At 68.0% G+C, this 26616-nt stretch carries 19 protein-coding genes; 13 read left to right on the forward strand and 6 right to left on the reverse strand.

Annotated elements, in window-relative coordinates; all coding sequences use genetic code 11:
• Nucleotides 1–344 precede the first annotated feature (344 nt).
• Nucleotides 345–1124 carry an alpha/beta fold hydrolase gene (locus CKW34_RS07120; protein ID WP_059382908.1) on the forward strand — a complete coding sequence of 260 codons (780 nt, stop codon included), beginning with the start codon at nt 345–347 and terminating at the stop codon, nt 1122–1124.
• Between the two features lie 97 nt (nt 1125–1221).
• Nucleotides 1222–1383 carry a hypothetical protein gene (locus CKW34_RS07125; protein WP_155418952.1) on the forward strand — a complete coding sequence of 54 codons (162 nt, stop codon included), beginning with the start codon at nt 1222–1224 and terminating at the stop codon, nt 1381–1383.
• A gap of 205 nt (nt 1384–1588) precedes the next feature.
• Here CKW34_RS07125 and CKW34_RS07130 read toward each other — a convergent pair whose 3' ends face one another.
• Entirely contained in the window at nt 1589–7066 is a 5478-nt protein-coding gene (locus CKW34_RS07130) for an ATP-binding protein (protein WP_059382906.1), read from the reverse strand.
• 793 nt (nt 7067–7859) lie between these two features.
• On the opposite strand from CKW34_RS07130, the gene CKW34_RS07135 reads away from it, so the two are divergent.
• The 5 genes from CKW34_RS07135 (at nt 7860) to CKW34_RS07155 (ending at nt 12006) form a co-directional block, all read left to right on the forward strand.
• Nucleotides 7860–9062 (forward strand): hypothetical protein, encoded by a 1203-nt coding sequence (locus CKW34_RS07135; RefSeq protein ID WP_059382905.1) that lies wholly within the window; start codon nt 7860–7862, stop codon nt 9060–9062.
• Nucleotides 9063–9298: 236 nt separating this feature from the next.
• Nucleotides 9299–9673, forward strand: a complete 375-nt coding sequence (locus CKW34_RS07140; RefSeq protein ID WP_006553960.1) for a hypothetical protein — start codon at nt 9299–9301, stop codon at nt 9671–9673.
• Between the two features lie 95 nt (nt 9674–9768).
• Nucleotides 9769–10626 (forward strand): ParA family protein, encoded by an 858-nt coding sequence (locus CKW34_RS07145; protein ID WP_059382904.1) that lies wholly within the window; start codon nt 9769–9771, stop codon nt 10624–10626.
• Entirely contained in the window at nt 10623–11135 is a 513-nt protein-coding gene (locus CKW34_RS07150) for a hypothetical protein (RefSeq protein WP_059382903.1), read from the forward strand. The genes CKW34_RS07145 and CKW34_RS07150 overlap by 4 nt, the downstream gene beginning before the upstream one ends.
• Before the next feature lie 145 nt (nt 11136–11280).
• Nucleotides 11281–12006, forward strand: coding sequence for a hypothetical protein (locus CKW34_RS07155; RefSeq protein ID WP_059382902.1), 726 nt, complete (start codon nt 11281–11283; stop codon nt 12004–12006).
• A 51-nt stretch (nt 12007–12057) separates the two neighbouring features.
• Here CKW34_RS07155 and fadD1 read toward each other — a convergent pair whose 3' ends face one another.
• The 3 genes from fadD1 to CKW34_RS07170 are packed head-to-tail and all read right to left on the reverse strand — an operon-like array spanning nt 12058 to nt 15922.
• Nucleotides 12058–13626, reverse strand: coding sequence for a fatty-acid--CoA ligase FadD1 (gene fadD1, locus CKW34_RS07160; protein WP_059382901.1), 1569 nt, complete (start codon nt 13624–13626; stop codon nt 12058–12060).
• 53 nt (nt 13627–13679) lie between these two features.
• On the reverse strand, nt 13680–14588 hold the full coding sequence (locus tag CKW34_RS07165; protein WP_059382900.1) for an alpha/beta hydrolase: 909 nt from the start codon (nt 14586–14588) through the stop codon (nt 13680–13682).
• A complete protein-coding gene (locus CKW34_RS07170) occupies nt 14570–15922 on the reverse strand; it encodes a flavin-containing monooxygenase (RefSeq protein WP_059382899.1) in 1353 nt (450 codons plus the stop codon). The genes CKW34_RS07165 and CKW34_RS07170 overlap by 19 nt, the downstream gene beginning before the upstream one ends.
• A gap of 269 nt (nt 15923–16191) precedes the next feature.
• On the opposite strand from CKW34_RS07170, the gene ctaD reads away from it, so the two are divergent.
• Together ctaD and CKW34_RS07180 are read left to right on the forward strand one after the other, a co-directional pair.
• Nucleotides 16192–17940: an aa3-type cytochrome oxidase subunit I gene (gene ctaD / locus CKW34_RS07175; RefSeq protein ID WP_059382898.1), complete on the forward strand. Its 1749-nt coding sequence runs from the start codon at nt 16192–16194 to the stop codon at nt 17938–17940.
• Nucleotides 17941–17999: 59 nt separating this feature from the next.
• Nucleotides 18000–19571, forward strand: a complete 1572-nt coding sequence (locus tag CKW34_RS07180) for a flavin-containing monooxygenase (protein ID WP_059382897.1) — start codon at nt 18000–18002, stop codon at nt 19569–19571.
• Here CKW34_RS07180 and CKW34_RS07185 read toward each other — a convergent pair.
• Nucleotides 19468–20154 carry a TetR/AcrR family transcriptional regulator gene (locus CKW34_RS07185; RefSeq protein WP_080968286.1) on the reverse strand — a complete coding sequence of 229 codons (687 nt, stop codon included), beginning with the start codon at nt 20152–20154 and terminating at the stop codon, nt 19468–19470. The two genes, CKW34_RS07180 and CKW34_RS07185, sit on opposite strands and share 104 nt — an antisense overlap.
• 174 nt (nt 20155–20328) lie before the next feature.
• On the opposite strand from CKW34_RS07185, the gene CKW34_RS07190 reads away from it, so the two are divergent.
• From CKW34_RS07190 to CKW34_RS07205, 4 genes are all read left to right on the forward strand, one after another.
• Nucleotides 20329–21177 carry an urea amidolyase associated protein UAAP1 gene (locus CKW34_RS07190; RefSeq protein ID WP_059382894.1) on the forward strand — a complete coding sequence of 283 codons (849 nt, stop codon included), beginning with the start codon at nt 20329–20331 and terminating at the stop codon, nt 21175–21177.
• Nucleotides 21174–21824 carry an urea amidolyase associated protein UAAP2 gene (locus CKW34_RS07195; protein WP_019288136.1) on the forward strand — a complete coding sequence of 217 codons (651 nt, stop codon included), beginning with the start codon at nt 21174–21176 and terminating at the stop codon, nt 21822–21824. Before CKW34_RS07190 ends, CKW34_RS07195 begins: the two co-directional genes overlap by 4 nt.
• Nucleotides 21825–21831: 7 nt before the next feature.
• On the forward strand, nt 21832–23802 hold the full coding sequence (locus CKW34_RS07200; RefSeq protein ID WP_059382893.1) for a 5-oxoprolinase/urea amidolyase family protein: 1971 nt from the start codon (nt 21832–21834) through the stop codon (nt 23800–23802).
• Nucleotides 23803–24028: 226 nt separating this feature from the next.
• The gene (locus CKW34_RS07205; RefSeq protein WP_059382892.1) at nt 24029–25507 is read left to right on the forward strand and encodes a high affinity choline transporter 1; all 1479 of its coding nucleotides are present in this window, start codon (nt 24029–24031) and stop codon (nt 25505–25507) included.
• Between the two features lie 169 nt (nt 25508–25676).
• On the opposite strand, the gene CKW34_RS07210 is transcribed toward CKW34_RS07205, so the two are convergent.
• A complete protein-coding gene (locus CKW34_RS07210) occupies nt 25677–26570 on the reverse strand; it encodes a type IV toxin-antitoxin system AbiEi family antitoxin domain-containing protein (protein ID WP_059383048.1) in 894 nt (297 codons plus the stop codon).
• Nucleotides 26571–26616: the final 46 nt, after the last annotated feature.

The following is a 26616-nucleotide window of genomic DNA, read 5'->3' on the forward strand; positions in this document are numbered from 1 at the left end:
TTGGACGTACAGCCTGTACGAATCAGATCGTTCCAGAATGGCACAACGTGCTACCGGGGAGTCAGGTACAACTGTGTGCACATGGCGTTGATGCGAATGGCCTTCGACGTTTATATCGAAAGACGTTGCAGGAAAATGAGTTCGGAGTCGATCGCCTGACAGGGGCGGCCGCTCGGCACCCGTCGCGGAGAGGCGCACTCCGTGCCGCGGAAGCTCGACCGAGGCGAGCCTCCCTGTATTCCCCTTTCGAAAATGCGCCACACCTCGCATCGGTGTGATTCTCGACACTACGGCGGGTGATTGTGTCGAAGCACAGTTCTTTCCGGTGGTGAGAGGATGGCCGCGTGAGCAACACTCGTCTTGTCGAAACACCGGTGGTCGAACTCGAGGTACGTCTCGACGGGGAAGGGCCGGCAGTCGTCCTGCTTCCCTCCCTCGGACGCGATTCCTACGAATTCGATCCGATCGCGAGCGACCTTGCGGCAGCGGGATTCACCGCTCTGCGACCGCAACCCCGAGGAATCGGCAGCAGCCGTGGACCCATGACCGGCCTCGATCTGCACGACCTCGCGGGTGACGTCGCCGCCGTCGTCGAGCATTTCGACGCCGCACCTGCCGTGGTGGCCGGCCACGCATTCGGGCACTACGTGGCCCGGGTGCTCGCAGCCGATCGGCCCGAACTCGTCCGGGGGGTCGCCGTGCTCGCCGCCGGTGCCCGCCGGTTCCCGGCCTCGCTGACCGAGCGTGTCGCCAAGTGCTCCGACCTCTCGCTTCCCGATCATGAACGACTCGTGCACCTGCGCGACGTCTTCTTCGCCGAAGGACACGATCCGGCGGTGTGGCTCGACGGGTGGTGGCCCGAGGCGATCGTGTCGCAACGGGCAGCGATGGCTGCGACCGACAAGGAATCGTGGTGGACGGTGGCGCTGTCACCTCTGCTCGACGTACAAGCAGGAGAGGACGTCTTCCGGCCCGCGGAGACCCGCGGTGAGCTCGTGGACGAGTTCGGGAGCGAACTCGTTTCCACGGCCGTCGTGCCGGGTTGCGGGCACGCCCTCGTCCCGGAGGCTCCTCACGAGGTGGCCCGGATCCTGGTCGAGTGGATCCGTACGCGTCTCGGATGAAGATTTCGTCATCCTCGGCTCATCGGCTCCTCATCGTCGTGCGCCAGAGTTACCGGTGACCAGGACGAGCACCGAGTCGAGGAGAACGATCATGGCGATGAGCCGCACCGCATGGGCCGTGACCGCTGTAGCGGTCGCGACGATGGCCGGCGGCCCCGACGGAAGCATTCGTGCGGACGTCGGCCCGGACAGGGACGCGGGGCCGGGAGACGGGCCCACCGACATCCCGTACATCGATGTCACGACGTGCGACGCGTGATTCGAGGACTGGGACGACACAGTGCCGGACCACGTCGAGGACTTCTGCGACGAGCGGGACGACCGCTGCGACGATGTGCACGACGACGACCACGACGCCCGGGACGACGACCACGACGACTGGGACGACCGACCGGCACGACGGCCCTACGACGACGAGACCCCACCGGAAGTGTTCCGGTGGGGTCTCGTTCTACCTGCGTGTGTTACGCGAGCGTGCGTGCCATGCCGCGTTCGACGGCCGCGATGATCTGCGGCCGCAGCTCGACCGCCGGCACGATCGCGTCGACCGAGCCGACCTGCTGTGCGCGCTGGATGTTGTGGATCGCCTCGAATTCGGCCGCCACCTCACCGAGCTTCTCCGACCGCACGGCGGTGCGCAGAGCGGTGAGCTCGACGCCCAGACGCGCCTTGTCGCCGTCCTCCGCGGCCCGCAGCTGGGCCTCGAGTTCCACGACCCGCGGATCGCTCGCAGTGCGCTTGTTGACGTCGCGGGTGAAGACCACCGCGGCCGCCGGAGCGCCACCGAGCACCGAGGCGAACGAACCCTCCACGGCGAGGACTTCCATGTTCTCGTTCAACGCGCCCGAGAACACCACGAAGGCACCACCGTGGTAGCGGGAGACCACGACGAACACGATCGGACCGTCGAAGTTGACGATGGCCCGGCCGATCTCGGCGCCGTACTCGAGCTGCAGGTTGCGCAGCGACTCGGGGGAGCCGTCGAAGCCCGACAGGTTGGCGAGCACCACGAGCGGGCGGTTGCCGCTCGCCGCATTGATCGCCCGCGCCGTCTTCTTCGACGACTTCGGGAACAGCGTGCCCGAGGTCCACTGGTCCGGTCCGTCGGCCGGGAACCAGCCCTTGCGCGGGATCGCGCGGGACTCGATGCCGATGACCGTCACCGGGTTTCCACCCAGGTGCGCGTCGAACACGACCGAGGTGTCGGCGTCGGCCATGTCGGCCCACCGTTCGAGCACCGCGTGGTCCTGGTCGACCACCGAACGCATCACCGTGCGGATGTCGAACGGCTTCTTGCGATCCGGGTTGGTCTCGGACGAGAAGATGTCGCCCACGGTGGTGAAGTCGCTGGACGGATGCACGTGCGGGTACACGCACACGTTGCGGTCGACCGGGTCGGAGGACACGGCCTTGCGCGGGAAGCGCTCGCCCGGCGCGACGTAGGCGTGGGCGTAGTGCGCGAACAGCGTCTCGATGGCGGCACTGAGGTTCGGAGCCCAGTACTGCGCCTGGCCGTTGGGGCCCATGACGCGGTCGTAGCCGCCGATGCCGAAGTTGTCCTCGGCGGAGACGCCACCCGAGTAGTCGAGCGACTGCTTGCCGGTGAGCACCATCGCGCTGTCCGGGGTCATCACGAGGATGCCCTTGGTGTGCATGAGCATCGTCGCCTCGGCGTTCCAGTACGGCTGCGCGCCGACGTTGATGCCGGTGACCACGACGTTGATCTCGCCGCCGTTCTGCGTGAACGTGATGATGCGACGCAGGCCGCGCGACACCCAGTCCATGTTCTCGGTACCCGAGCCCATGGAGATCGTCGCGCCGGACGACAGTGCGAACCACTCGACGGGAGCGTTCAGGCTCTCCGCCAGGTCGATCGCGGCGACCACGCGGGAGCACTCGGCCTCCGCGACGGTGCCCAGCGCCTTGGTGGGATCACCGAACAGCGCGACGCGCTTCATGCCCTCGGGGTACCGCGGGGTCGGGGTGTCGACGACACCGACGATCAGACCCGCAGTGTTGCGGCCGTAGGGGCGGTCGACGGGCACGAGGGTGCCCTGCTCGTCGAAGTCGTACTCGACGAAGGTGCCCTCGCCGCCGGTGAGCAGCGGGATCAGCTCGTACGGGTAGACGGTGCCGCGGGCACGGGACCGCTGGACCTTCTGGGTGTACTCGTCGAGCGGCTTCAGCGGCTCCTTCGGCGGCTCGGTGACCCGCACGATGACGCCCGCACCGGAGCGGTACGAGAAGCGCAGGGCGACCTCGCGTGCCGGCTCGTCCTGGCGATCACGCCACGACCCGATGACGGTGATCTCCTCGAGGCCGGCACCCACGGTCAGCGGCGCGGCGTTGCGGCCGATGCGACGCAGATCCTCCATGTCGAGATCGACGGCGGGCCACACGTAGAGCACCACGCGGTTCGCGTCGAGACGTCGCCCGCCGCGGTTGGCCTGGGCGCGTCGCATGCCGTCGAGCGAGCTCGCGAGAGCGCGTTCGAAGGCCGGCAGTCCGACGATGCGGCCGGACTCGTCGCGCTGCGGCGTCAGGTCGCGCACCTCGGCGAGGGCGATGAACCGCTCGTCGGACGGATTGTCCTGCGACACCAGGTGATACAGGTAGGTGTCCGGGTTGGCGGGCAGGCGGGTGCCGTCGAAGTTCTTCAGGCGCCACAGATCCAGACGCTGACCCGTGAGCGGGTGGATGTCGCGGATGTTGGTCTCCTCCGCGTATCCGGTCTCGTAGGGGCGGAAGGTGAACACGTGCTCTTCGGCCGTGTCGGTGTGGCAGACCGTCACGGTCACGCGACGGGCCGCGCCGGTCACCGGGCGTGCGGCGAGTTCGGCGCGCAGTGCGTCGGCCTGGGCGTCGGCATCGGCCGGAGCGTCGTCCCACGCGAGATACAGGTCGATCACCAGGTTCTTCGTGTCGGGAACCGATGCCGCCGACTCCTCGACGGCGGCGAGCAGCGAGGCGAACTCGGCGTGCGGTGCCTCCGCGGAGATCAGGTACAGGCGGGTGCCGCGCAGATCGAAGTTGCCGGTGACGAACTGGTGCCCGGCGACCGTGCACGAGCAGACGTCCTCGAGGGTGCGGATCTTGTACGCCCGTCGGGTGATGACCTCGAGCAACGGACCCGGAACGGTCTCGGGACGCGTGATCTGCTGTGCGAGAAGGTCGATCAGCGGCTCGGGGGTAGCGACCAGCGACTCGATGCGCTGCGCGTAGTCCGCCGCCTGCGCATGCTCGGCGAGGTACGCGAGCGAACCGCGGACCCCGTCGTAGACCTGCTCGCGGGCCTTGCGGATCACCGGCTCCTCGAAGTAGCGGTACCGCAGGTTGCGGGCGGTGTCGCCGATGACCGGGAAGCGGACCTGGGTCGCGACGATCAGACGGTCGAGGACCTCGTTGAGTTCGTGGGAGATGCCCACCTCGGTGTCGTCGCGCTCGACCCAGCGGTCGAGCAGCGCAGTGACCACGGGAACATGGGCTTCGATGCGCTCGAGTGCGAGGAACAGCCGGTAGACGGCCTCCTCGAGATCCGGGGTGCGATCGAGTTCGAGGACGTCGTAGTGCCGCAGGGCACGGGCGAGACGCGCGCGGAAGCTGTCGGGCAGACCCCCGACCTCCACGTCGAGCGACTGCAGGTAGCCGTGGAAGAACTCGCGGGGGCTGTGGACCCGGTCGTCGCTGTTCTTCTCCTCCTCGGTCGGACGGTTGCGCGACAGTTCGCACACGTCCGCGAAGGTCGTCAGCAGCGAGAGCTCGGCGCGGACGAGTGCGCACGAGTCGACCGAGCCGGAGAGACGCTCGTACTCGGCGAGCAGCGCCGCGGTGCGCTTGGCGGACACGTCGTATCCGGTGACCAGAGCGGCGAGCGAGTCGAGGCGGGCGAGAGCGTCGACGGCGACATCGTCGCTGAGCGAGGGCGCCGGTGCGGCGAACTCCACGCGCTCGACGGTCTCGGTGACGACCTCCTCGACGATCTGGTCGACCCGCAGGAGCGGGGCGCCCGCGTCGACCTGCGCGTTGACGACGGCGAGGATCTCGCGGACCTTGCCGGCGAAGGGAGCGCGGACCGCGGTCTCCATCTTCATCGACTCGAGCACGACGAGGGTCTGACCGGCCTCGACCTCGTCACCGACGGCGACGGGAACCGCGACGACCACGGCCGGGGCGGGGGTGCGCACCACGCCGGCCTCGTCCTGGCTGATCTGGTGGCTGATGCCGTCGACCTCGACGAGGAAGTGGGCCGGACCGGCGATCGACACCACGTTGTGGCGGCGTCCGCCGAGGGTCAGGCGCGACTCGTAGTCGCCCAGCCGCTCGACGTCGACGTCGAACTCGGCGGAACCGGTGTCGACCCGGTAGCGGTGCGGGCCGACCTGGCCGACGACGAGCTCGTAGGCCTGGCCCTGGTAGCTCAGCTCGATCTTGCGTCCGACGGCGTGTCCGGCGCGCGGGCGACCGCCGCGGGCCGAAGCGAGGAAGGCGGAGCGCTCGCGGGCCTCGTCGGTGTCGTAGACGTCGACGGCCGTCGCGATCAGAGCGACGTCGGCGACCTTGGACGGACCGGTCTCGGTGCCGGCACCGGTGCGGTCGAGCCAGCCGGTGTCGGCGGAGGCGTCGATGACCTCGGGACGGTCGAGCAGGTCGAGCAGGAACGACTTGGTCGTCGTGCCGCCGTCGAGGACGACGGTGGTCTCGCGCAGAGCGGTGCGCAGGCGGGCGAGTGCCTCGTCGCGGTCGCGGCCCCACGCGATGATCTTGGCGACCATCGAGTCGTAGTCGGGCGGGATGATGTCGCTCTGGGCGATGCCGGTGTCGACACGCAGGCCGGAGCCGAGCGGGAACTTGAGCAGCTGCACGGTGCCGGGGGCGGGCGCGAAGCCGTTGGCGGCATCCTCGGCGTTCAGGCGGGCCTCGACGGCGTGACCGAACTCGGAGGGGCACTCGCCGGGCAGCTTCTCGCCGGAGGCGACGAGGATCTGCAGCTTCACGAGGTCGATGCCGGTCGTGGCTTCGGTGATGGGGTGCTCGACCTGGAGGCGGGTGTTGACCTCGAGGAAGGTGAAGATCTTCAGGTCGGGCTGGTAGAGGTACTCGACGGTGCCGGCACCGGCATAGCCGGCGGCGCGGACGAGATCGGCCGAGACCGTGCGCAGGTGGTCGGACTGCTCCTTGGTGAGCAGCGGCGAGGCGGACTCCTCGATGACCTTCTGGTTCTTGCGCTGGATCGAGCAGTCGCGCACACCGGGAGCCCACACGTTGCCGTGCTTGTCGGCGATGACCTGGACCTCGACGTGGCGCGCGTCGGTGACGAGACGCTCGATGAACACGACGGGGTCGCCGAAGGAACGCTCGGCCTCACCCTGGGTGCGCTCGAGGGCGAGCTCGAGCTCGTCCTCGGCGTAGACCTTGCGGATGCCACGGCCACCGCCGCCGGAGCGGGCCTTGATGATCAGCGGGTAGCCGATGGCCTGCGCGTGGCGGCGCGCGTCGGCGCGGGAATCGACGGGTCCACCGGACCACGGTGCGACGGGAACCCCGACCTTCTCGGCGAGGAGTTTCGCCTCGACCTTGTCGCCGAGCAGACGCATGGCGTCGGCGGAGGGGCCGATGAAGGTGATCCCGAGACGGGCACACAGCTCGGCGAAGGCGGGATCCTCGGCGACGAAGCCCCAGCCGACCCAGACGGCGTCGGCCTTCGCCTCGAGGAGCGCGCGCTCGAGTTCTGCATGATCGAGGTAGGGGGTCGCCGCCGTCGTCGACGGACGGAGGGTCACTCCTTCGTCGGCCTGACGGACGAACATCGCCCGTCGTTCGGCGTCGGTGTGCAGAGCGATCGTCTTGATGTCGTAGCCGTGCTCGGAGTTGAGCTCCCGGACTGCCCGGATGAGGCGTACTGCCGCCTCACCTCGATTGACCACTGCGATCCGCTTGAACATACTCGTTGCCACCGTTCTCCATGGTTTGTGCACGCATCGGGCGCGCGTCTCGAAGCTCCACCCCAATGAGGAGGTCAAACTAACCGGTCCTACGTTCCACGTCTCGTGTTGGCGACGCGAGCGGGAACATGTAGCGGTCGGCTCCTCGTGGTTGGCATGGGCATGCGTGTTCGTCGTCGATCCACCGGGCAACATCCGCGGTGTCCGAAGGACCGTTTCGAACAGATCTCCGCAGCTACGGCCGTCGGTTGCGACGGTCACGTCCCCCTGGGCGAAGGCTCCGTTCGGATAACAGCATGGAGGAAACATGAGGGTTTGTCACGTTTTGCTCCCGTCCGGGCCGATCGGCGGTCTTCTCGCGGTCGAGTTCTCTCACAGGTATTCGCGCGCAGGGGCTTTCGCTCGGAGGTAGGCGCCGGGACGGGGGTCTGCGGTTTCGCGTGCCGCCGGTACTGTGGAGTAACACCGATCGGTAACTTTCCGGGGCCTCCGCCGCCCGCCTCGGGCGACCCCTCGTTCCTGCTGGTGCGCACCGGTTTTCGCGCACCCGGAATCGGGGCATGATCCGGGATCGGACAAATCGCTCCGGCCCGCCTCGAAAATGCTGTGACATCCGTCACGGGGTGCGAAAAGGCGAAGGTCTCAACCGAACCGGAGCGCGGCCGTCGACGTGTCGGATCGTGACCTTCGAGCGCCCGGGATCGGGGCCGTTACCGGGCATTTCTCCGAGCTCGCGCGGAATCTGGAACAGTGGACAGTACATGCCTGCGGACGAGCCGCGAGGAGGATCCCCGTGTCCGAAGCCGATCGACCCCACCTCCCGGGGCGCGACGACGCGCCCGGCCGGGACATCCCGTCGGTGGACCGGCGGACACGCATCGCCGGGCAGGTCCGCCGGTGGTGCGAGACCGGCAGCATCGAAGGCAGGCACGCTCCGCTGTCGGATGCCGCGGCGGTCGCACTGGCCGCCGGCTACCTCGACGAATCGGCACGTGCGGTGCTGGCGAACCGCCGGCGCGTCGGGCGCCGGCTGCCCACCCTCGACGGATTCGGTGAGCTGCGCCGCCTGTCCGACGAGCACGCCCGCCTCCGCGCACGCATCGACGGCCTGCGCCCCGGCGCTGCGCGACTCGCACTCGAATACCGGGCCAACGAGCTCGGCAAACGCATCCGGGCGGCGCGGCAGACCGTCGTGCACTCGCCGCTGCACTACGCCCAGGGCGTCCGCGCCGTGCGCCGCGACCGACGCGACGGCCTGCATCTCGAGATCGAACAACGCGAGGCGCTGTTCGCCGCACTGCAACGCACCCCGGCACCCCTGCCCGTCACGCCCGTCGAGCAGGCCCGGGTAGTGGTGCTCGGTGTCGCCGTCGACCGCGTGGGTCGCTGGTCCGAACGCACCCCGCTGGCCGAGACGGGGCGTCGCGTCGCCGAACGGCTCGGACGCGAGGTGTCCTCCGGTGACGACCGCTTCGTCGACCGCTACGACACCCTGCTCTTCCTCGCCGGTTCCCTGTACGACCGCATCGAGGCGTCGGCGGCGTGGCGTTCGGAGTACTTCGAGGTCCAACGAGCCCAGCTCGATCTCGCCGAGGAGCTCACCCAGATCGCGGTGGACACCGTCGCCCTGCGCGACCTGCTCGACGAGTTGCAGTCCGCGATCCGATCGGCGCTCGAGGCGCGGTCCGGTCTCGAATCCCGTGTGGCAGCGCTCGAACCGGTATGGGATCAGATCCTTGCGCGCGTCACCGCGCTCGCGCGCATCGGCGACCTGCTCACGCGGGCGGAGGACCGTCTGCATCTCACACACATCGCGCAGCGGACCGCGAGTCTCGACCAGCGGATCGACGACCTGATCGGCAGGTCGGGCGTGCGCGAGTTGTCTGCCGAGAACACCGATTTCGTCGGCGACCAGCTCGGCGCTGCAGCCGAACCGATGGTCGCGCTCCGCAGTGCTCTGTGGACGGACATCGCCGAGCTCACCGCAAAGGAGTAACTCGGAGTTACTGTCATCTGTCACATCGATTCGGCTGCGCTTCGGGTCGTATCCCCGAACTCGTGGAAAGTGACCGTCTTCACTGGTGCATTTGTCCGAACCGGTGGTAGCTTCCTCGCGTCCTATCGGGGGTCGATACACAGGGGGGCGCGGTGGCGTCGCGGTTCGTGCGTACGGGTTTTGCGCTGGCTGTCGCTGCGGCGCTGGGGGTCTCAGGTTGTTCGGGGGCGACGAGCGTGTCCGTCGTCGACGACCCGCAGCTCGAGGCCGAGTTCGAATCGGTGCTCGTCTCCGGACAGTCCCGCACGCTCGGGGAGGTCGCGGCCGCAGCGGGTGTCGAGTCGTGGGACCGGATGTACTACTTCCGCGTCCCGGTGCTGATGAGCGAACTCAACCGCGTGATGCACACCCCCGGAGTCACCTGGCGGAACATGCCGGGATCCGATGCCGAAGGGCTCATCGTCTTCGTCTCGGAGGGGCAGATCGTGCGCGCGGTCGCCGACCGCGAGCCGCCGCTGTACCTGAGCGGTTTCGCGACCTCCGATTCGTACGTCACGCCCGACGAACTTGCCGGCATGCCCCGTCTCGCGGTCGAGTCGAGGGGCCGCTGACTCGGCAGCTGCCACCCGGCTGCCTCGTATGTCCGCCTTCGGGTAGTTTTGCTCGCGATATCGAGTAATGAATTTCTTTCCCGAAGAGGTGTGGGGTGGCACGGGTAATCGCGACGATCAACCTGAAAGGTGGCGTCGGCAAGACCACGACGACGGCCGCTCTGGGCGAATTCATGGCGGCGGAGTTCGGGCAGCGGGTGCTCATGATCGATCTCGACCCGCAGACCAACCTCACCACGATGATGGTGGGGGAGGAGCGCTGGCAGGAACTGAACGAACTCGGTCTGACCCTCGCGACGCTCTTCCGTAAGGCGATCACGCCCCACGCCGACGCGTTCGACATCGAGAAGGCCGTCCAGAAGAACGTCTCGCCCGTGCGAGCGGTCCGTGATCTCGACCTGCTCGCGTCGTCGCTGGATCTCATGGACATCCAGGAGGGTCTCACCCACCAGCAGTACGCGGATCCCGGCTCGCACCGTCCCGTCGAGGTACTGCTCTCCGCTGTCCGGCCCATCGCCGACCGGTACGACTACATCCTCGTCGACTGCCCGCCGAATCTCGGGATCCTCACCCTCAACGGGTTGCGTCTCGCCGACGGTTATCTCATCCCGACGATTCCCGACATCCTGTCCACCTACGGAATTCCGCCGCTGCAGACCAAGATCCAGGAATTCGCGAAGCGGACCGGCCACACGGTGCGGGAGATCGGCCTCGTCATCACGAAGTACCGCAGTGCCTCGAATCTGCACCGCACGATCATCGAACAGCTCCAGCGCGATCCCCGGATCGCGAACGTCGTTCCCGCCTGGGTGCCCGAGGCCAATCAGATCGCGGCGTCCGCCGAGTTCGTGCCCTACGGCACGCTCAAGCGCAAGTACGGCAACACCGGTCAGTACGACGCACTGAGAATCCTCACCGAGACGATCATGATGAATGCGCAGGTGTACCTGTGACGAATCCCGGCACCGATACCGACATGGCACAGGCACGTCTACGGGTGCGCATCGGCGAGGCGAGCTCGGCGTTGCTCCGCCTCGACGAGGCGGCCCCCGGTACGGCCGGCGCGCTCGTCGCGCTCGTGCAGGTGATCGCCGACGAGGCGGCACGCACGCCGCGCTTCGCGAAGGCGCTCGCGGGAGCGCTGTCGGTCACCGCGGACCCGAGCGTTCCGGCCCCTGCCCCCGCCACTGCTGCGCGGCCCGCCGCGGCCCGAACCTCGCCACGTCGTAGCCGTCGCGCACCCGGGGCCTTCGACCCGTTCGCGGTGTACCGCGAGAGCGGGGAGGCGACTCTGCGGGAGAGGCTGGCGTCCCTCGGGGTCGAACAGCTCAAGGACATCATCGCCGAGCACGCGATGGACTACGACAAACTCGCGATGCGCTGGCGTACCCCCTCCAAGCTGCAGGACCGCATCGTCGAACGGGTCAAGGCGCTCACCACGAAGGGTGATGCTTTCCGGTGATCGGTCACAGTCGGTTCTTCTTCTGCTCGTAGCAACGTATGGTCGCAGCAGACCTCCGGTCTCGACGAGACCGCGCAGGACGTGGGCACATCGAGCGTCGATCCCGAGTCACCGCTCGGTGTGCGCACCGAGAAGAGGAGTCGATATGGGGGACATCGTTCGACAGGGAGTCGTGGCCTTCGTGGCCGAGGTTCTGGCGCGCGGCGGCCGGGCCGAGCCGATCCCGGGACAGCGGGACGTCCGAGTGCGCGGTGCGGACGGATCGGAACGTGTGGTGAGGGTGTGCTCGACGGCGAGCGATCCGTGGCTCGCGCGACGCCGCGACGGGGTTCCCGCCGCCGACGGTGCAGGCGTGTCGCACTGGGTCTTCGTGGATCTCGCGCCCGCGGTACCGGAGTTCTACGTGGTGGACGCGGAGGACATCGAAGCGGGGATCGAGGAGGAGGTCGCGCTCTGGCTCGCCGACCGCCCCGGCCGCACCCCGACCGGCAGTCATCCCATCCAGCGCAGCAATGTCGTTCACGGTCAGGACAATTGGGATCTTCTCGGTCTCGACGTCGTCAAGGATCCTCGGCACGACGCAACGCCGGTGCCGGCAGCGGCCGTCCGCGTCGAACGTCCGGCCGCACCGGCGGTCACCGACCCCGAGACCGACGACGAACGGCTCGCGGTGGTCGCCGACATCGGGGGTTACCGCGTGCAGGGGCGCCTCGATCAGGCCTCCGGGACGCTCGAGATCACCCGGGGACCGATGGAGGGCCGCCGCTTCCCGGACGCCGCGGCAGCCGCACAGGCGCTCGCCACCTTCTTCGACGACCCCGAGACCGTTCCCGACGCCGATGCCTTCTGGCGGAGCGAGATCCTCAGGTGAGAACGCATGCCCGATAGCGACTTCGGCGAGAACTGAGGCAGCCGAGCAGCGTCAGGCCACGACGTACTTCTCGTTCTCGCGGACCCACAGCACGCCGTCGCCTGCTGTGGGTCCTTCCTTCTCGAGCGCGCGCTTGAGGATCTTGTTGGTGGCCGTGGTGGGCAGATCCGCCGCAATCCGTACGTATCTCGGCCACGCCTTGGGGGAGAGGTCGGCCTGCTCGGAGAGGAAATTCTCGAATTCCTCTGGGACTAGCGATGTCTCGTCGCGCAGCACGATTGCGGTCATGATCTGGTCGCCCACGTGGTCGTCGGGCACACCGTAGACGGCGACGCGGCTCAGCTGCGGCAGTCGTTGCAGGATCCGCTCGATGGGCGCGGCAGCGAGGTTCTCACCGTCCACCCGCATCCAGTCTGCGGTGCGACCGGCGAGGTAGATCCAGCCGTCCGCGTCCTTGTAGGCGAGATCTCCCGACCAGAACATGCCGCCACGAAGACATTCGTTCGTAGCGGCCTCGTCGTTGTAGTAGCCGGTGAAGAATCCGGCGCCCTGCGTGTTCACGAGCTGACCGACGGCCTTGTCGGCGTTGATCAGGGCGCCGTTGTCGTCGAACTCCGCGTGGGCACAGGGGGTGAGGGTCTCCGGATCGTAGACGTCGACCCCCGGCAGTCCTCGACCGATCGATCCGGGTGGGGTGCCTTCGTCGCGGGTGATGATCACCGCGGCCTCGGTCGACCCGAAACCGTCCCAGACGGTGCAGTCGAAGCGTCGGCCGAACTCCTCGATGTCGCGGTCGGTGGCCTCGTTGCCGAACGCCACCCGGAGCGGGTTGTCGATGTCGTCGGGTCGTTCGACGGTCGCCAGGATGTACGCGAGAGGCTTGCCGACGTAGTTCATGTAGGTCGCGCCGTAGCGGCGCACGTCGTCGAGGAAGTGCGAGGCGGAGAACGACGCCGGTGCCATCGCTGCACCGCTGCGCAGCGACACGCACCACCCGGCGAGGATCGCGTTGGAGTGGAACAACGGCATCGACAGGTAGACGACGTCGTCGCTCGTGATCGAGAACCGCGGGACGAGGGTGCCGCCCGAGAACAACACCATCATGTGGGCGAGCATCACAGGCTTCGGATCCCCGCTCGTCCCCGAGGTGAAGATCAGCATGAACGGGTCGGTCGGACCGACCTCCCGGTACGGCTCGAGCGGACCGGCCCCGTCGACGAGCGCCCGCCACTCGGGGCTCGCGACGTCGAAGACGGTGACGTCGCCGAGGTCGAGGCCGTCGAGCAGCGGGGCGTGCGCGGCGTCGGTCAGCAGGATCTGGCAGTCCGCCCGCAGGATGTCGCGTGCCAGTCCCTCGCCGCGTCGGGTGTTGTTGATGCCGACGAGCGGGAAGCCCGCGAGCCCGGCCCCGGCGATCGCGTGGAGGAAGGCGGGGGTGTTGCCGAGCAGTGCTCCGACGTGCACCGGCCTGTCGCGGTCCATCAGCGACAGGAGGGCTGCCGCCTGAGCGGACGCCTCCTGCAGGTGCTCACGCCAGGTCCACCTGCCGGTGTCGTGGACGATGGCCGCGGTGTCGTTCTCGAGCAGGTCGCGGAGTGCCTGCTGGACGGTCTCTGCCATGGCTACCTCGGATGTGCGAAGGGAAGGGGTCCGGGAAGGCGGATCCCTCGGGGTTACTGCGCAGCGAGATGTCGGGTCAGGAAGTGGATCTGATGCTCTACGGCCCGGTCGAACCAGTCCTTGCCGGGCCAGACGTCGAAGTGGTCGCACGGATAGTGACGCACCTCGGCACGAGCGCGGAAGGCTGCACGCGCCGCGGCGTGCGGGGGAGCGCTGCGATCGAAGTCCGCGATCTGGACGAGAACCGGGCACGAGACGGACGACGCGTGTCGCGCGGGACGGTAGGTACCGAGAGACAGCACGACGTCGGCGTCGATCTCGTTGCGCCAGGTCGGGCCGGCCAGGGAGAGATAGTCCTCGTGGTAGCCGTCCAGCGACAGGGCGGCGACCGTGCCGGGTGGTCCCACGATCGGGATGGTGGTGGACGAGCCCCGCGCGACCGATCCCACCCGGCTGCGCACTCCGGCCGCCGTCGAACGGACGAGCGCGGAGGGAGCGTGATGACGGGCAGCGAGGACGCCTGCGGCCGGTCCGTCGACGAGCGGCGTCATGGACACGACGGCGGCAACGTCCCGGTCCTGTGCGGCGACGGACAGGACGTGTCCGCCCGACAACGACACGCCCCACAGCACGGCACGACGGGGATCGGCGCAGTCCAGTCGCCGCGCGGTCGCGAGGGCTGCGCGGTAGTCGGCGATCTGTCCCGCGACGTCGACGCGCTGACGGTCGGTGCCTCCGGACTCGCCGAATCCTCGGTAGTCGAAGGCGAGCACGTGCATGCCCGCGGCTGTGAACCGCTCGGCGAACGGGGCGAGCCCGGAGTCCTTCGTCCCGCCCAGACCGTGGGCCATGACCACGACCGGCGTCCCGTCGGCCCTGCCGGGAACGTCGGGTCCGGGAGTGAAGTGCCAGGCGTGGACCGTCTCGCCTCCGGAGGGGAAGGTCAGTGAACGCGGGTGCACGAGGCGTCCTCCTTCGTTGCCCGGCCTGCGCGGGCGATTCCGGCCGGCATCTCGCGTGTCCGGATGTCGAACTCGTAGGCGAAATAGTCGAGCTGCTGCGTGTGCCGGGGGCGGTCGAGCATGTGCCCGGTGAACTTGCGCTGATCTTCGACGATGATGCGGCGCATGTCGTCCTCGGACGGAAGGGCGTAGCGGCCGATCGCATAGGCCGCGATCAGTCGTGCCTGGCATTCGACGAACGGGAACAGGGTGGGCGTGGCCTGCGCGAAACCGGCGAACGCGAGGTCGGGGATCCCCGGCGCGAAGATCCGCTTGTACAGCGCGATGTGGTTGTCGGGAGCGCTGATGAACTCCGGATCGAAGAACGGGAAGGTGATGTTGTAGCCGGTCGCGTAGATGACGACGTCGAACTCCGCTGCGGTTCCGTCCACGAAGTGGACCGTGTGGCCGTCGAACCGTTCGATGTCGGGTTTCGCGACGATGTCGCCCGAGCCGAGGCGCAGCGGCAGTTCGACCGACTGCGTGGGGTGCGCCTCGAAGAACTTGTGGTTCGGAGTGGGCAGCCCGTACCGCTCGGGACGTCCCGACAGCAGTGGCTGGCCCCACTGCGCGATCTTCCGTTGCCACGACATCGGTATGTAGGGGACGGTGCGGTAGAACTTGTCGGCCGGCCGGCCCGCGATGTACTTCGGGACGATCCACGCACTCGAGCGCGTCGACAGCGTCACCTCGGTCTGCAACGCCTTCGACGACAACTCCACGGCGATGTCGGCTGCGCTGTTGCCGAGCCCCACCACGAGGATGCGCTTGCCCGCGAAATCCATCGGGGTGCGCGGGTCGATGTAGTGGTGGGAGTGCAGCGACTCGCCGGCGAAGTGTCCGGGGAACTCCGGCACGCGGGGATCCCAATGGTGACCGTTGGCGACGACGAGGAACTCGAACGCGCGCGTGCTGCCGTCCTCGAGGTCGAGCTCCCACCCGCCTTCGGGTCGCCGTCGCGCGTGGCGGACGCCGTTACGGAACTCGATGTTCCCGCGCAGTCCGAAGACGTCGGTGTAGCCGTCGAGGTACTCCTTGATCTGTGTGTGGTGCGGGAAGTCGGGATAGGACTCCGGCATCGGGTAGTCCTTGAACGACAACTGGTGCTTCGACGTGTCGATGTGCAGTGAGCGGTACGCGCTGCTGTGGCCGTTGGGATTGCCGAACGCCCAGTTGCCGCCCACACGGTCGGAGCTCTCGAAGCAGGTGTAGGGCACCCCGTAGTCGCACAGCATCTTTCCGGCGGTCAACCCGCTGATACCGGCGCCGATGACCGCGGTGGTAGGTGCCGACATGGTGTCCCTTCGACGCTGTGATGCAGGTGGTCCGGAGCGACGACCTGCAGTGACGACGGTCACAATGTAGAACACGTTCTCTTCCGTGTACACGGGACGTTCCGCTCGCCCGTCGTCGCGTCGCATTTCGGTCCGCGAACCCGGTGCGCGTGTGAGATGGAACGCCTACTCTGAGTTCACCTGCAGCATCGCGGGTGGTGATCGCCGCGCGCCGTCGATCCCGTCCGCGCCGCACCGTTGCCGCCTTCCCGGCGGCTCGAGGAGGCCCGATGAACGCGGTTGTCGCTCCCGTCAAGCCCACGCGGCCGTATCCGCCGCGGTACCACTCCAAGGGCGCGGTCCTCTACGACCTGATCACCACGACGGACCCGAAGAAGCTCGGGTTGATGTACATCTTCACCTCGTTCTCGTTCTTCCTGTTCGGCGGTGTGCTCGCCCTGCTGATGCGCGCGGAGCTGGCGGTGCCCGGTCTGCAGTTCCTGTCGAACGAGCAGTACAACCAGCTGTTCACCAATCACGGCGGCATCATGCTGCTGATGTACGCGACCCCGATCGTCTTCGGTTTCGCGAACTACATCCTGCCGCTGCAGATCGGTGCCCCCGACGTCGCTTTCCCGCGCCTGAACGCCTTCAGCTACTGGCTGTTCCTCTTCGGTGCGCTCACCGTGGCCTTCGGATTCATCACGCCCGGCGGTGCAGCCGACTTCGGCTGGACGTCCTACATGCCGCTCGCCGACGAGATCCATTCGCCGGGTATCGGCGGCAATCTGTGGTTCCTCGGCCTGATCGTCATGGGTCTCGGCACCATCCTCGGCGGCGTCAACATGATCACCACCGTGGTCTGTATGCGTGCACCGGGGATGACCATGTTCCGCATGCCCATCTTCACGTGGAACATCTTCATCACGATGATCCTCGTGCTCCTCGTCTTCCCCCTCCTCGCCGCGGCCTTCATGGGGGCTTTCGTCGACCGGGTGATCGGCGGCAACATCTACGACCCCGCGACCGGCGGCGTGCTGCTCTACCAACACCTGTTCTGGTTCTTCGGTCACCCCGAGGTGTACGTCATCGCGCTGCCGTTCTTCGGCATCGTGTCGGAGATCTTCCCGGTGTTCTCCCGTAAGCCGATCTTCGGATACAGCGGCCTCGTGTACGCGACCATCGCGATCGCCGCGTTGTCCATCGCGGTGTGGGCGCACCACATGTACGCCACCGGCGCGGTGCTGCTGCCGTACTTCTCGTTCATGACCTTCCTGATCGCCGTCCCGACCGGTGTGAAGTTCTTCAACTGGATCGGCACCATGTGGAAGGGCCAGATCACCTTCGAGACACCGATGCTCTTCGCCGTCGGCTTCATCGTGACCTTCCTCTTCGGTGGCCTGACCGGCGTCATCCTCGCGAGCCCGCCGCTGGACTTCCACCTGCACGACTCGTACTTCGTCGTCGCCCACTTCCACTACGTGCTCTTCGGTACCATCGTCTTCGCCACCTACGCCGGCATCTACTTCTGGTTCCCGAAGATGACCGGCAGGTTGATGGACGAGCAGCTCGGCCGCTGGCACTTCTGGCTGACCTTCGTCGGCTTCCACACCACCTTCCTGGTGCAGCACTGGCTCGGTAACGAGGGCATGCCCCGTCGCTACGCCGACTACCTGCCCTCGGACGGGTTCACGACGCTGAACACGATCTCGACGATCGGTGCCTTCGTCGTGGGCGCCTCGACCCTGCCGTTCGTGTGGAACGTCTTCAAGAGCTACCGCTACGGCCAGGTCGTCACGGTCGACGACCCGTGGGGCTACGGCAACTCGCTCGAATGGGCGACGACCTGCCCGCCGCCGCGGCACAACTTCTACGAGCTGCCGCGGATCCGCTCGGAGCGTCCCGCCTTCGAGCTGCACTATCCCGACATGGTCGAGCGGATGCGTGCCGAGGCGCACGTGGGTCCGGGTAGCGACAAGCACGAGGTGAATGTGCTCGAAGGTGCCGACCGCACGCCGGGCGACGTCCCTCGTGAGTGATCGACCGGGATAGCCCCGCGCATCGAACGAACCCCGCCGAAGGACGGAGTCGAGCGAACATGACCGCAGTCGGACCCGGCGGGGGCGTGCCCGTCGAGGTGGATGTCCTGATCGTCGGCGCCGGTATCTCCGGTATCGGCACGGCCTACCACCTGAAGACGAAGAGACCGGGGACGAGCTTCGCGATCGTCGAGGCACGCGACGCGCTCGGCGGCACGTGGGACCTGTTCCGATATCCCGGTGTGCGCTCCGACTCCGACCTCCACACCCTCGGTTACGAGTTCAAGCCGTGGCGGAAGAAGCACGCGTACGCCGGAGGTAGCGAGATCCTCGGCTATCTCCACGAGACGGTGGACGAGCACGGACTGCGTCCCTACCTGCACTTCGGGCACCGCGTCGTCGGTGCGTCCTTCTCGTCCGCCACCGGCAGGTGGACGGTCACGCTCCGGCGCACGAGCGACGACACCACGCTCACGGTGACCTGCTCGTTCTTCTTCTCCGCGACCGGCTACTACGACTACGACGAGGGGTACAGCCCCGAGTTCGAGGGCAGCGACGACTTCCGCGGCACGATCGTCCATCCCCAGCACTGGCCCGACGATCTCGACTGTGCGGGCAAACGCGTCGTCGTCATCGGCAGTGGCGCCACCGCGGTGACGCTCATCCCCGCCCTGGCCGGTGTCGCCGAGCACGTGACGATGCTGCAGCGCTCCCCGTCCTACGTCCTGGGATGGCCGAAGGAGAACAAGGTCGCCAACGCGTTGCGACGTGCACTCCCGACGTCGACGGCCGACCGCGCCGTTCGTTCCCTGAGCATTCGGATGCTGCACGAGATGTACCGGACGAGCCGGCGCGCGCCGAACCTCTTCCGCCGTCTCCTGCGTCTGCGGATGACGAGCGTGCTGCCCGACGACTATCCCGTCGACGTGCACTTCAACCCGTCCTACGACCCGTGGGATCAGCGTCTGTGCGTCGCGACCGACGGCGACCTCTTCCATGCCATCGCCACCGGCGAGGCATCGGTGGTCACCGATCGGATCGCCCGGTTCACACCCACGGGGATCGCCCTCGAATCGGGGCGCGAGATCGAGGCCGACGTCATCGTCACCGCGACCGGCCTGAAACTGGTGCCGTTCGGGAGGATCGAAGTCGACGTCGACGGCGTCCCGGTCGACTGGCACGAATGCGTCACCTACAAGGCGACGATGCTCACCGGCGTGCCGAACTTCGCCTTCGCGTTCGGCTACACCAACTCGTCGTGGACCCTCAAGGTCGACCTCACCGGCCATCATCTGTGCCGGTTGCTCGACCACATGGACGACCAGGGCTACGACGTCGTCACCCCGATCTGCGACGATCCGGCCGTCGGCGGAGGGCCGTTCTGGGATCTCACGTCGAACTATCTCCGGCGCTCGGCCGACGTGTTCCCCACATCCGGGGAGAGCGGCCCGTGGTCGATGGAGCAGAACTACTATCTCGACCGCAGACGGCTGCGCCGCGAACCGGTCGACGATCCCGCCCTGCGTTTCACGCGGGTGGCCGAGCCGGCGGGTTCATCGAGCCCAGCAGGTCGCCGGGAACCCCCACCACGAGTGCCCGGGCAGCGCTCGTCACCGCCGCAACGTCGCTGACGCCGAGAACCGTCAGCGACGCCGTCGCCAGCGCTTCGGGGAGCCCGGCATCGACGTCGCCGTCGTCGGCCCGCATGCCGATGACCGATTCGACGATCCGGAACGGCAGATGGGTGCGAGGATCGCCGTCGCCGACGATCTGCGCCGCCAGGATCCGGTAGCGCTCCATCAGGTGCCGACGTTCCTCCCGGAACCGATCGAACGGTTCGGTGCGAAGTTCCGGAAGGTGGTAGAGCGCACCGAGATTCCATCTGCCCGCGGACAACTGGGCCGTGTCGAACCAGGCGAGCGCACACAGGCGCACCTCGGGTGGCAGCGCGGGGTCGAGATTGTCGTCGAAATCGAGGGTCGGTTCGACGGTGTCCTCGAGCAACGCCACGAGGATGTCGTTCTTCGTCGCGAAGTGGTTGTACAGCGATGCCTGCCGGATCCCCACCGCCTCGGCGATCGTGCGTGTCGACGTGGGGGAGAACCCGCGGGTGGTGAACAGCTCCGCAGCGGCGTCGAGGATCTCGGCACGCGCGGTCGGCCCGGGCCGTCGCGGGGCGTGGAGGCGGGGGCGTCCTGGTCCTGCATGGGTCACCCCTCCACTGTGACACGACGAAAGGTGCTGCAGCATCACGGTCTTCGTGCGTGAAGTTTTCGTCACACGTACGAAACACGCGTCACGGACTCGTTACGCCGTGGACATTCCCCGAAGATGCGCAATGGGAAAACTGTCGATCGACAGTTTCCCCGGACCGCCGATCGGAGCACCATGACCGAGACCCTCGCGACCGCCACCACGCACGCTGCTCGCGCCCATGCCCGAGCGCAGGCAGGAACCGTCACCGACGCCATGCCGATCGTCCCGGCATCGTCGTGGCCGGCTCCGCCCAGCGGTCGCGCAGCGTCGATGACCTGGGCCGAGACCGTCCCCGGTGGCCGCTACACCAGCAAAGTCCTCGCCCGCGGCACCCGCCTGCGCCTGCGGGACGTCCACGGCACCGCCTGCGCCAACATCCTGCTGTTCCGCGCCGACGCCCCGCACGAGCGGCTCAACGTCGCCGACACGGTGAAGGTGCCGTGGCAGGCCTATCTCGGTGTCGGGCACCCACTGCTCTCCGATCAGGGCCGCGTCCTCGCCACGATCGTCGCCGACACCTCCGGTCGCCACGACGCGCTGTGCGGCACGACCCACGTCGCGGGGAACACCGCGAAATACGGTGAAGGATCGCTCCATTCGAGTTCTCCTGCGGGCCGCGAACTGTTCACGGTCGCCGCGGCCAAGCACGACCTGCAACCGCGCGACCTGCCGCCCTCACTGTCCTTCTTCCACGGTGTCCGCGTCGAGGAGGACGGCAGCCTCGTCAGCACCGGCAACGCCGGTCCCGGTGCCGCCGTCGACCTGCTGATCCACCTGCCGGTGATCGCCCTGATCGCGAACACCGCACACCCGCTCGACCCGAATCCCGAGTTCACCACCGGCAGCCTCGAAGTCCTCGCCTGGCGAGCACCCGGCGAACTGAACTCGCTGCCGAACACCGACCCCGAGTACCAGCGCGCCGTGCTCAACACCGACGACGCCTGGGCCGCCGCCACGTCCGAAACGGAGATCCGCCGATGACCATCACCGCCGACACCGCAGACCTCGCCCTCGTTCCCGGTCGCGTCGTCCTCGACGAGATCGTCGGACTCCGCGGCCCGTGGTCGGCCGTCGTCGCCGCCGGCGACGTACTCACCATCGTCGACCTGCACGGCAACCAGGCGGTCGACACCCTCGTCTACGACGCCGCCGACCACACCCGCCGCTACAGCGCCGCCGCCACCGTCGCCGCCCAGCAGAACCTCTTCCTCTCCACCGGTTCGGTGCTGCGCGACGCCGACGGGGAGCCGCTGATGACGCTCGTCGCCGACGAGGTGGGCAACCACGACACCGTCGGCGGTGCGTGCTCGCAGGAGTCCAACACCCTGCGCTACGGCCACCACACCAAGCACCAGCACGCCTGCGTCGAGAACTTCCTCATCGAAGGCGCCAAGTGGGGACTCGGCAAGCGCGACCTCGTCTCCAACATCAACTTCTTCATGAACGTGCCGGTCGAGGCCGACGGCACCCTCGGCATCGTCGACGGCCTGTCCGCACCCGGCAAGCGACTCGCGATCCGCGCCGAGCGCGACGTGCTCGTCCTCGTCTCCAACTGCCCTCAGATCAACAACCCGTGCAACGGCTTCGACCCCACGCCGGTCCGCATGATCGTCACCCGCGGGGAGTGAGGAAGCCATGACCACCAAGATCACCGTCGAACGCCCCGGGATGCTCACCACCGTCCAGGACTATCCCGGACGCACCGGTTACTGGCAGATCGGTGTGCCGCCCTCGGGCCCCATGGACGACCTGTCGTTCCGCCTCGGCAACGTCGCGCTCGGCAACGACGAGGGCGCCCCTGGCCTCGAGACCGCCATGGCCGGCCCCGCCCTGCGGTTCACGGAGGAGACCGAGGTGTGCGTGACGGGTGCGCCCGTCACCGTGCGCGTCGGCGGGGCCGCCGTCCCGCAGTGGCGCCCGGTCACCGTCCCGGCGGGCGGCCTGCTCGACGTCGGAGCTGTCTCCGGGCCGGGGCTGCGTGTCTACGTCCTCGTTCGCGGTGGTCTCGACGTCCCCGAATTCCTCGGCAGCGCATCGACCTTCACGCTCGGAACGTTCGGCGGTCACGAGGGTCGCACGCTGCGCGAGGGTGACGTCCTCGTCGTCGGGGAGACCGCTCCCGGCACGAGTGCCCCGGTCCCGTCCGAGCACGTGCCCGCACTGAGCACGCGCTGGGAGATCGCGGTCACCGAAGGTCCGCACGGCGCACCGGAATTCTTCACCCGCGCCGACATCGACGCCCTCTACGCCACCGACTACGAGGTGCACTTCAACTCCGACCGCACCGGCGTGCGGCTCATCGGCCCCAAGCCCGAATGGGCGCGCACCGACGGCGGCGAGGCGGGCCTGCACCCGTCGAACATCCACGACAACGCCTACTCCGTCGGCGCACTCGACTTCACCGGCGACACCCCGATCCTGCTCGGCCCCGACGGTCCCAGCCTCGGCGGGTTCGTGTGCCCGGTGACCGTCGTGGCCGCCGACCGTTGGAAGCTCGGCCAGCTCGCTCCCGGCAACACGGTCCGGTTCGTGCCCGTGAAGTCGCAGCACACCGCCTCCCGCCGCGAACTCGGCGTCGCGCGTCGCGCCGGACTGTCGCTGGTCACCTCGGCCGGTGGCGACGGTGACGACGGAGTGCTCACCCGCCGCGACGGCCACACCGCCGTCACCTACCGTCGTAGCGGCGACGACAACGTCCTCGTCGAGTACGGCGACATGACCCTCGACCTGGCGCTGCGGGCCCGCGTGCACGCGCTGCACCAGCGCCTCGACGCCGACCGTCCTGCGGGTCTGCTCGAACTCACCCCGGGAATCCGGTCGCTGCAGGTCAAGGTCGACCCCGACGTCCTGCCCGTGCCGACCCTTCTCGGCCTGCTCGGCGAGGTCGAGGACACCATCGGCGACAGTGACGAACTCGAGGTCCCCAGCCGGCAGGTGCGACTCCCGCTGTCCTGGGACGACCCGGCGACCCGCGAGGCCATCCAGCGCTACATGCACGGCGTGCGCTCCGACGCCCCGTGGTGCCCGTGGAACATCGAGTTCATCCGCCGCATGAACGGCCTCGACACCGTCGCCGATGTCTTCGACACCGTCTTCGCCGCCGACTACATGGTCCTCGGCCTCGGCGACGTCTACCTCGGCGCCCCGGTCGCGACGCCGCTCGACCCGCGGCACCGTCTCGTCACCACCAAGTACAACCCTGCCCGCACCTGGACCCCCGAGAACGCCGTGGGCATCGGCGGCGCCTACCTGTGCATCTACGGCATGGAAGGCCCCGGCGGCTACCAGTTCGTCGGCCGCACCACCCAGGTGTGGAACCACCGGCACCCGCAGCCGGCCGGCCCGTTCGAGGACGGCACCCCGTGGCTGCTGCGCTTCTTCGACCGCATCTCGTGGTACCCCGTCGACCCCGACGAACTGCTCGATCTGCGAGCGGATCTCGCTGCGGGTCGCGGTGGGGGAGTGGAGATCACCGACGGCACCTTCTCCCTGGCCGAGCACCGGAAGTTCCTCGCGGACAACGCTGCTTCGATCGGCGAGTTCCAGGCGACGCAGTCCGTCGCCTTCGGTCAGGAGCGCGCGCGGTGGAAGGCGAACGGTGTCTGACGGGAATCGTGCCGAAAACCGTTGATCCGAAGTACATCTGACCGAAGAGATCTTTACAGCGACGTCACATCGGGTGCGTAAGGTTCCCTGTGAACGGTGTTCGTCACCCCGTCGCCTCGCCGGGGCCGAGATCATTCGGCTCGGCCCCGCACAAGCCCTCTACTCGCTCGGACGCGAAGCACAACGAAGCGCTCCTGCCGTCTGACCCTCTCCTTACGGAGCTGCCATGATCATCACCGGTGTCGCCGTGTGCCTCGTCGTCCTTCTCGGGGCCGGCTTCTACTCCACCCGCAAGGTCCGCGGGGAGGCCGGGAACTTCCTCCTCGCCGGCCGTTCCCTGAGTGCCCCCGTCCTGGCCGTCCTGCTCATGTCCCAGGTCGTCGACTCCAACGCGACGCTCGGATCCGCCGACCTCGCCGCAGGATTCGGCTTCTGGGCGGGCGCGGCGATGCCGCTCGGCATGGCCGTCAGCATCCTGCTCGTCGGAGTGTTCTTCGCGAAACGTCTGCGCGCCACCGGCGTCGTGACGCTGCCCGAGTTCTTCGCGCGCCGCTTCGGCCGCGGCACCGAGATCACCGCCTCGGCGCTCACCGTCGGCAGCTTCGGCATCCTGCTCGCCGGCAACCTCGTCGCCCTCGGGTACCTGCTGCAGTACTTCCTCGGCCTGAACTACACGGCCGCGGTGCTGGTGATCATCCCGTTCGTGCTCGCCTACACCATGGCCGGTGGCATGTTCGCCAGCGTCTACACCGGTCTCGTGCAGTTCGCCGTCATGGCGGTCGGCATCGTCTCGCTCCTCGCCTGGACGGCCTTCGGGCCCGGCTTCACGCACGGCGAGGGCCTGGGCATCGGCGATATCGGTCAGCTCACCGATCCGGCGCAGGGGGCCGCGATCAACTGGGCGACCATCACCGCCCTCGGTCTCGGCAACCTCGTCGCCATCGACTTGATGCAGCGCGTCTTCTCCGCCAAGTCCCCGGCCGCTGCCCAGCGTGCCTGTTTCGGTGCGGCGACCGGCATCCTCGTCCTGTGCGTGCCGCTGTCCTTCGTGGCCCTCGCTGCGGTGTCCATCGTCGGCGACACGGCGGGTGCGCCGATCCTCTACGTCCTGCTCGGTGAGTACACCCCGAAGGTGCTGTCGATCCTGGTGCTGTCCGGTCTGGTGACGGCCTCGCTGACCACCATCAGCGGCGTGCTGCTGTCCACCGCAACGGTTCTGGTGCGCAACGTCTTCCGGGTCGGCGGCGAGAACGCCGCGATGTCGTCGGACGTCATGAAGGCCACCCGCCTGCTCATGCTCCCGATGGCCGCCTTCGGTGCCCTTGTCGCCCTGCGGGTCCCGCAGACCGGCATCCTGCTCACCCTCACCTTCGACCTGCTGCTCGCCTCGCTGGTCGTGCCGTTCATCCTCGGACTGTTCTGGTCGCGCGGTGACGGTCGCGCCGTGGCCGCCGCAGCGATCGCCGGCATCACGGTGCGCGCCGGCTTCTTCGTCCTCACCCCGACGATCTACGGCGTCGACAACACCCTGCTGTACATCCCGAACTCTCTGGTCACCTCGAGTGTCGACGGCTGGACGACCTTCCTCGGTTTCCTGGTCTCGCTGGTCGCGTACGTGACCGTGGCGCTGGTGCGCCGTCCGGTCCCGACGATCACGGTGCCGGAGCCCGTCGTCGTCCCCGCGAAGCAGCCGGTCGCGGTGTAGTTCGCACGCCGAACCGGGGCTTGCTACCGCAACACGCGGGGCGAGCCCCGGTTCATCGCGTCAGCCTTTGTGCGGGATCTCCACGTCGGAACCTCGATCCGTTTCCGTCGACGGTCGTCCGCACGCCGAACCGGGGCTTGCTACCGCAACACGCGGGGCGAGCCCCGGTTCAGCGCGTCAGCTTCGCCGCGCGACGCGCAGCCTGCCGGAGTCTCTCCGCCACGACGTCGAACCGCTCCAATTCCGCCCAGGTCCAGCGCACCACTTCGTAGCCTGCGTCGCGGATCGCGTCCTGCCGGAGCTTCTCGTCGAACACATCGCGCGGATCGGAATACTTGATCCGCCCGTCGAACTCGCCGACGACGCCGTTCTCCCAGAAGAAGTCGACGCGGTAGCGTCGCCCGTTTCCGCCCACGATCTCGTACTGGAGGATCGGTCGCGGCAGTCCTGCTTCCGCAATGCGTAGACGCGACAGCGATTCGCCCGCACTCTCGCTGCGACCGTCCAGGAACGGCACCACCGTGCGGGCGCGGGCGAGTCCGTGGCGAGTGCGGGCATCGACCAGCTCGCGTGAAACCTGTTCACGCATTCCGGGATGCAGACGAAGCGCGGAATCACCGGCAATGACGGCCTGCTCCTTCGGGAGCGTGCGTGCAAGGTCGACGACGGTCCGTGCGACCGAGGTGACGGACACTCCGTCGACGACCGCCACGTCACCGAGTTCGGTCGGATGCACATGGATCTGAGAAGTGACGCGACCGCGCCGCGTAGCGGGCCGGGAGATGTGGACGAGATCGAGCGGGACATCCCAGAGTTCGAGGCCGTGCAGGGCTGCAGCCGACGTGTGGCTGAGTGCTTCTTCGGGGCCGAGGGTTGCTCCGACATGTCGGGCACGGACACGGTGGACGCCAACCGGCCCGAGGGCGTCGACGTCGCAACGGTGCAGATAGCAGCCGCGCCCGACCCGTACGAGTGCGCCGGTGCGAACGGCAGTGCGGATGTCGGTGTCCGAGAGACCCGCGACGGTGAGCGAGGTGTTGGTGAGGATGTTCGGATCTGTCACGACGACGATCCTGCGCGGGACGACACCCACCGAACCCGCCACGACC

Source organism: Rhodococcus rhodochrous, from assembly GCF_900187265.1.
Taxonomy (GTDB): Bacteria; Actinomycetota; Actinomycetes; order Mycobacteriales; family Mycobacteriaceae; genus Rhodococcus; species Rhodococcus rhodochrous.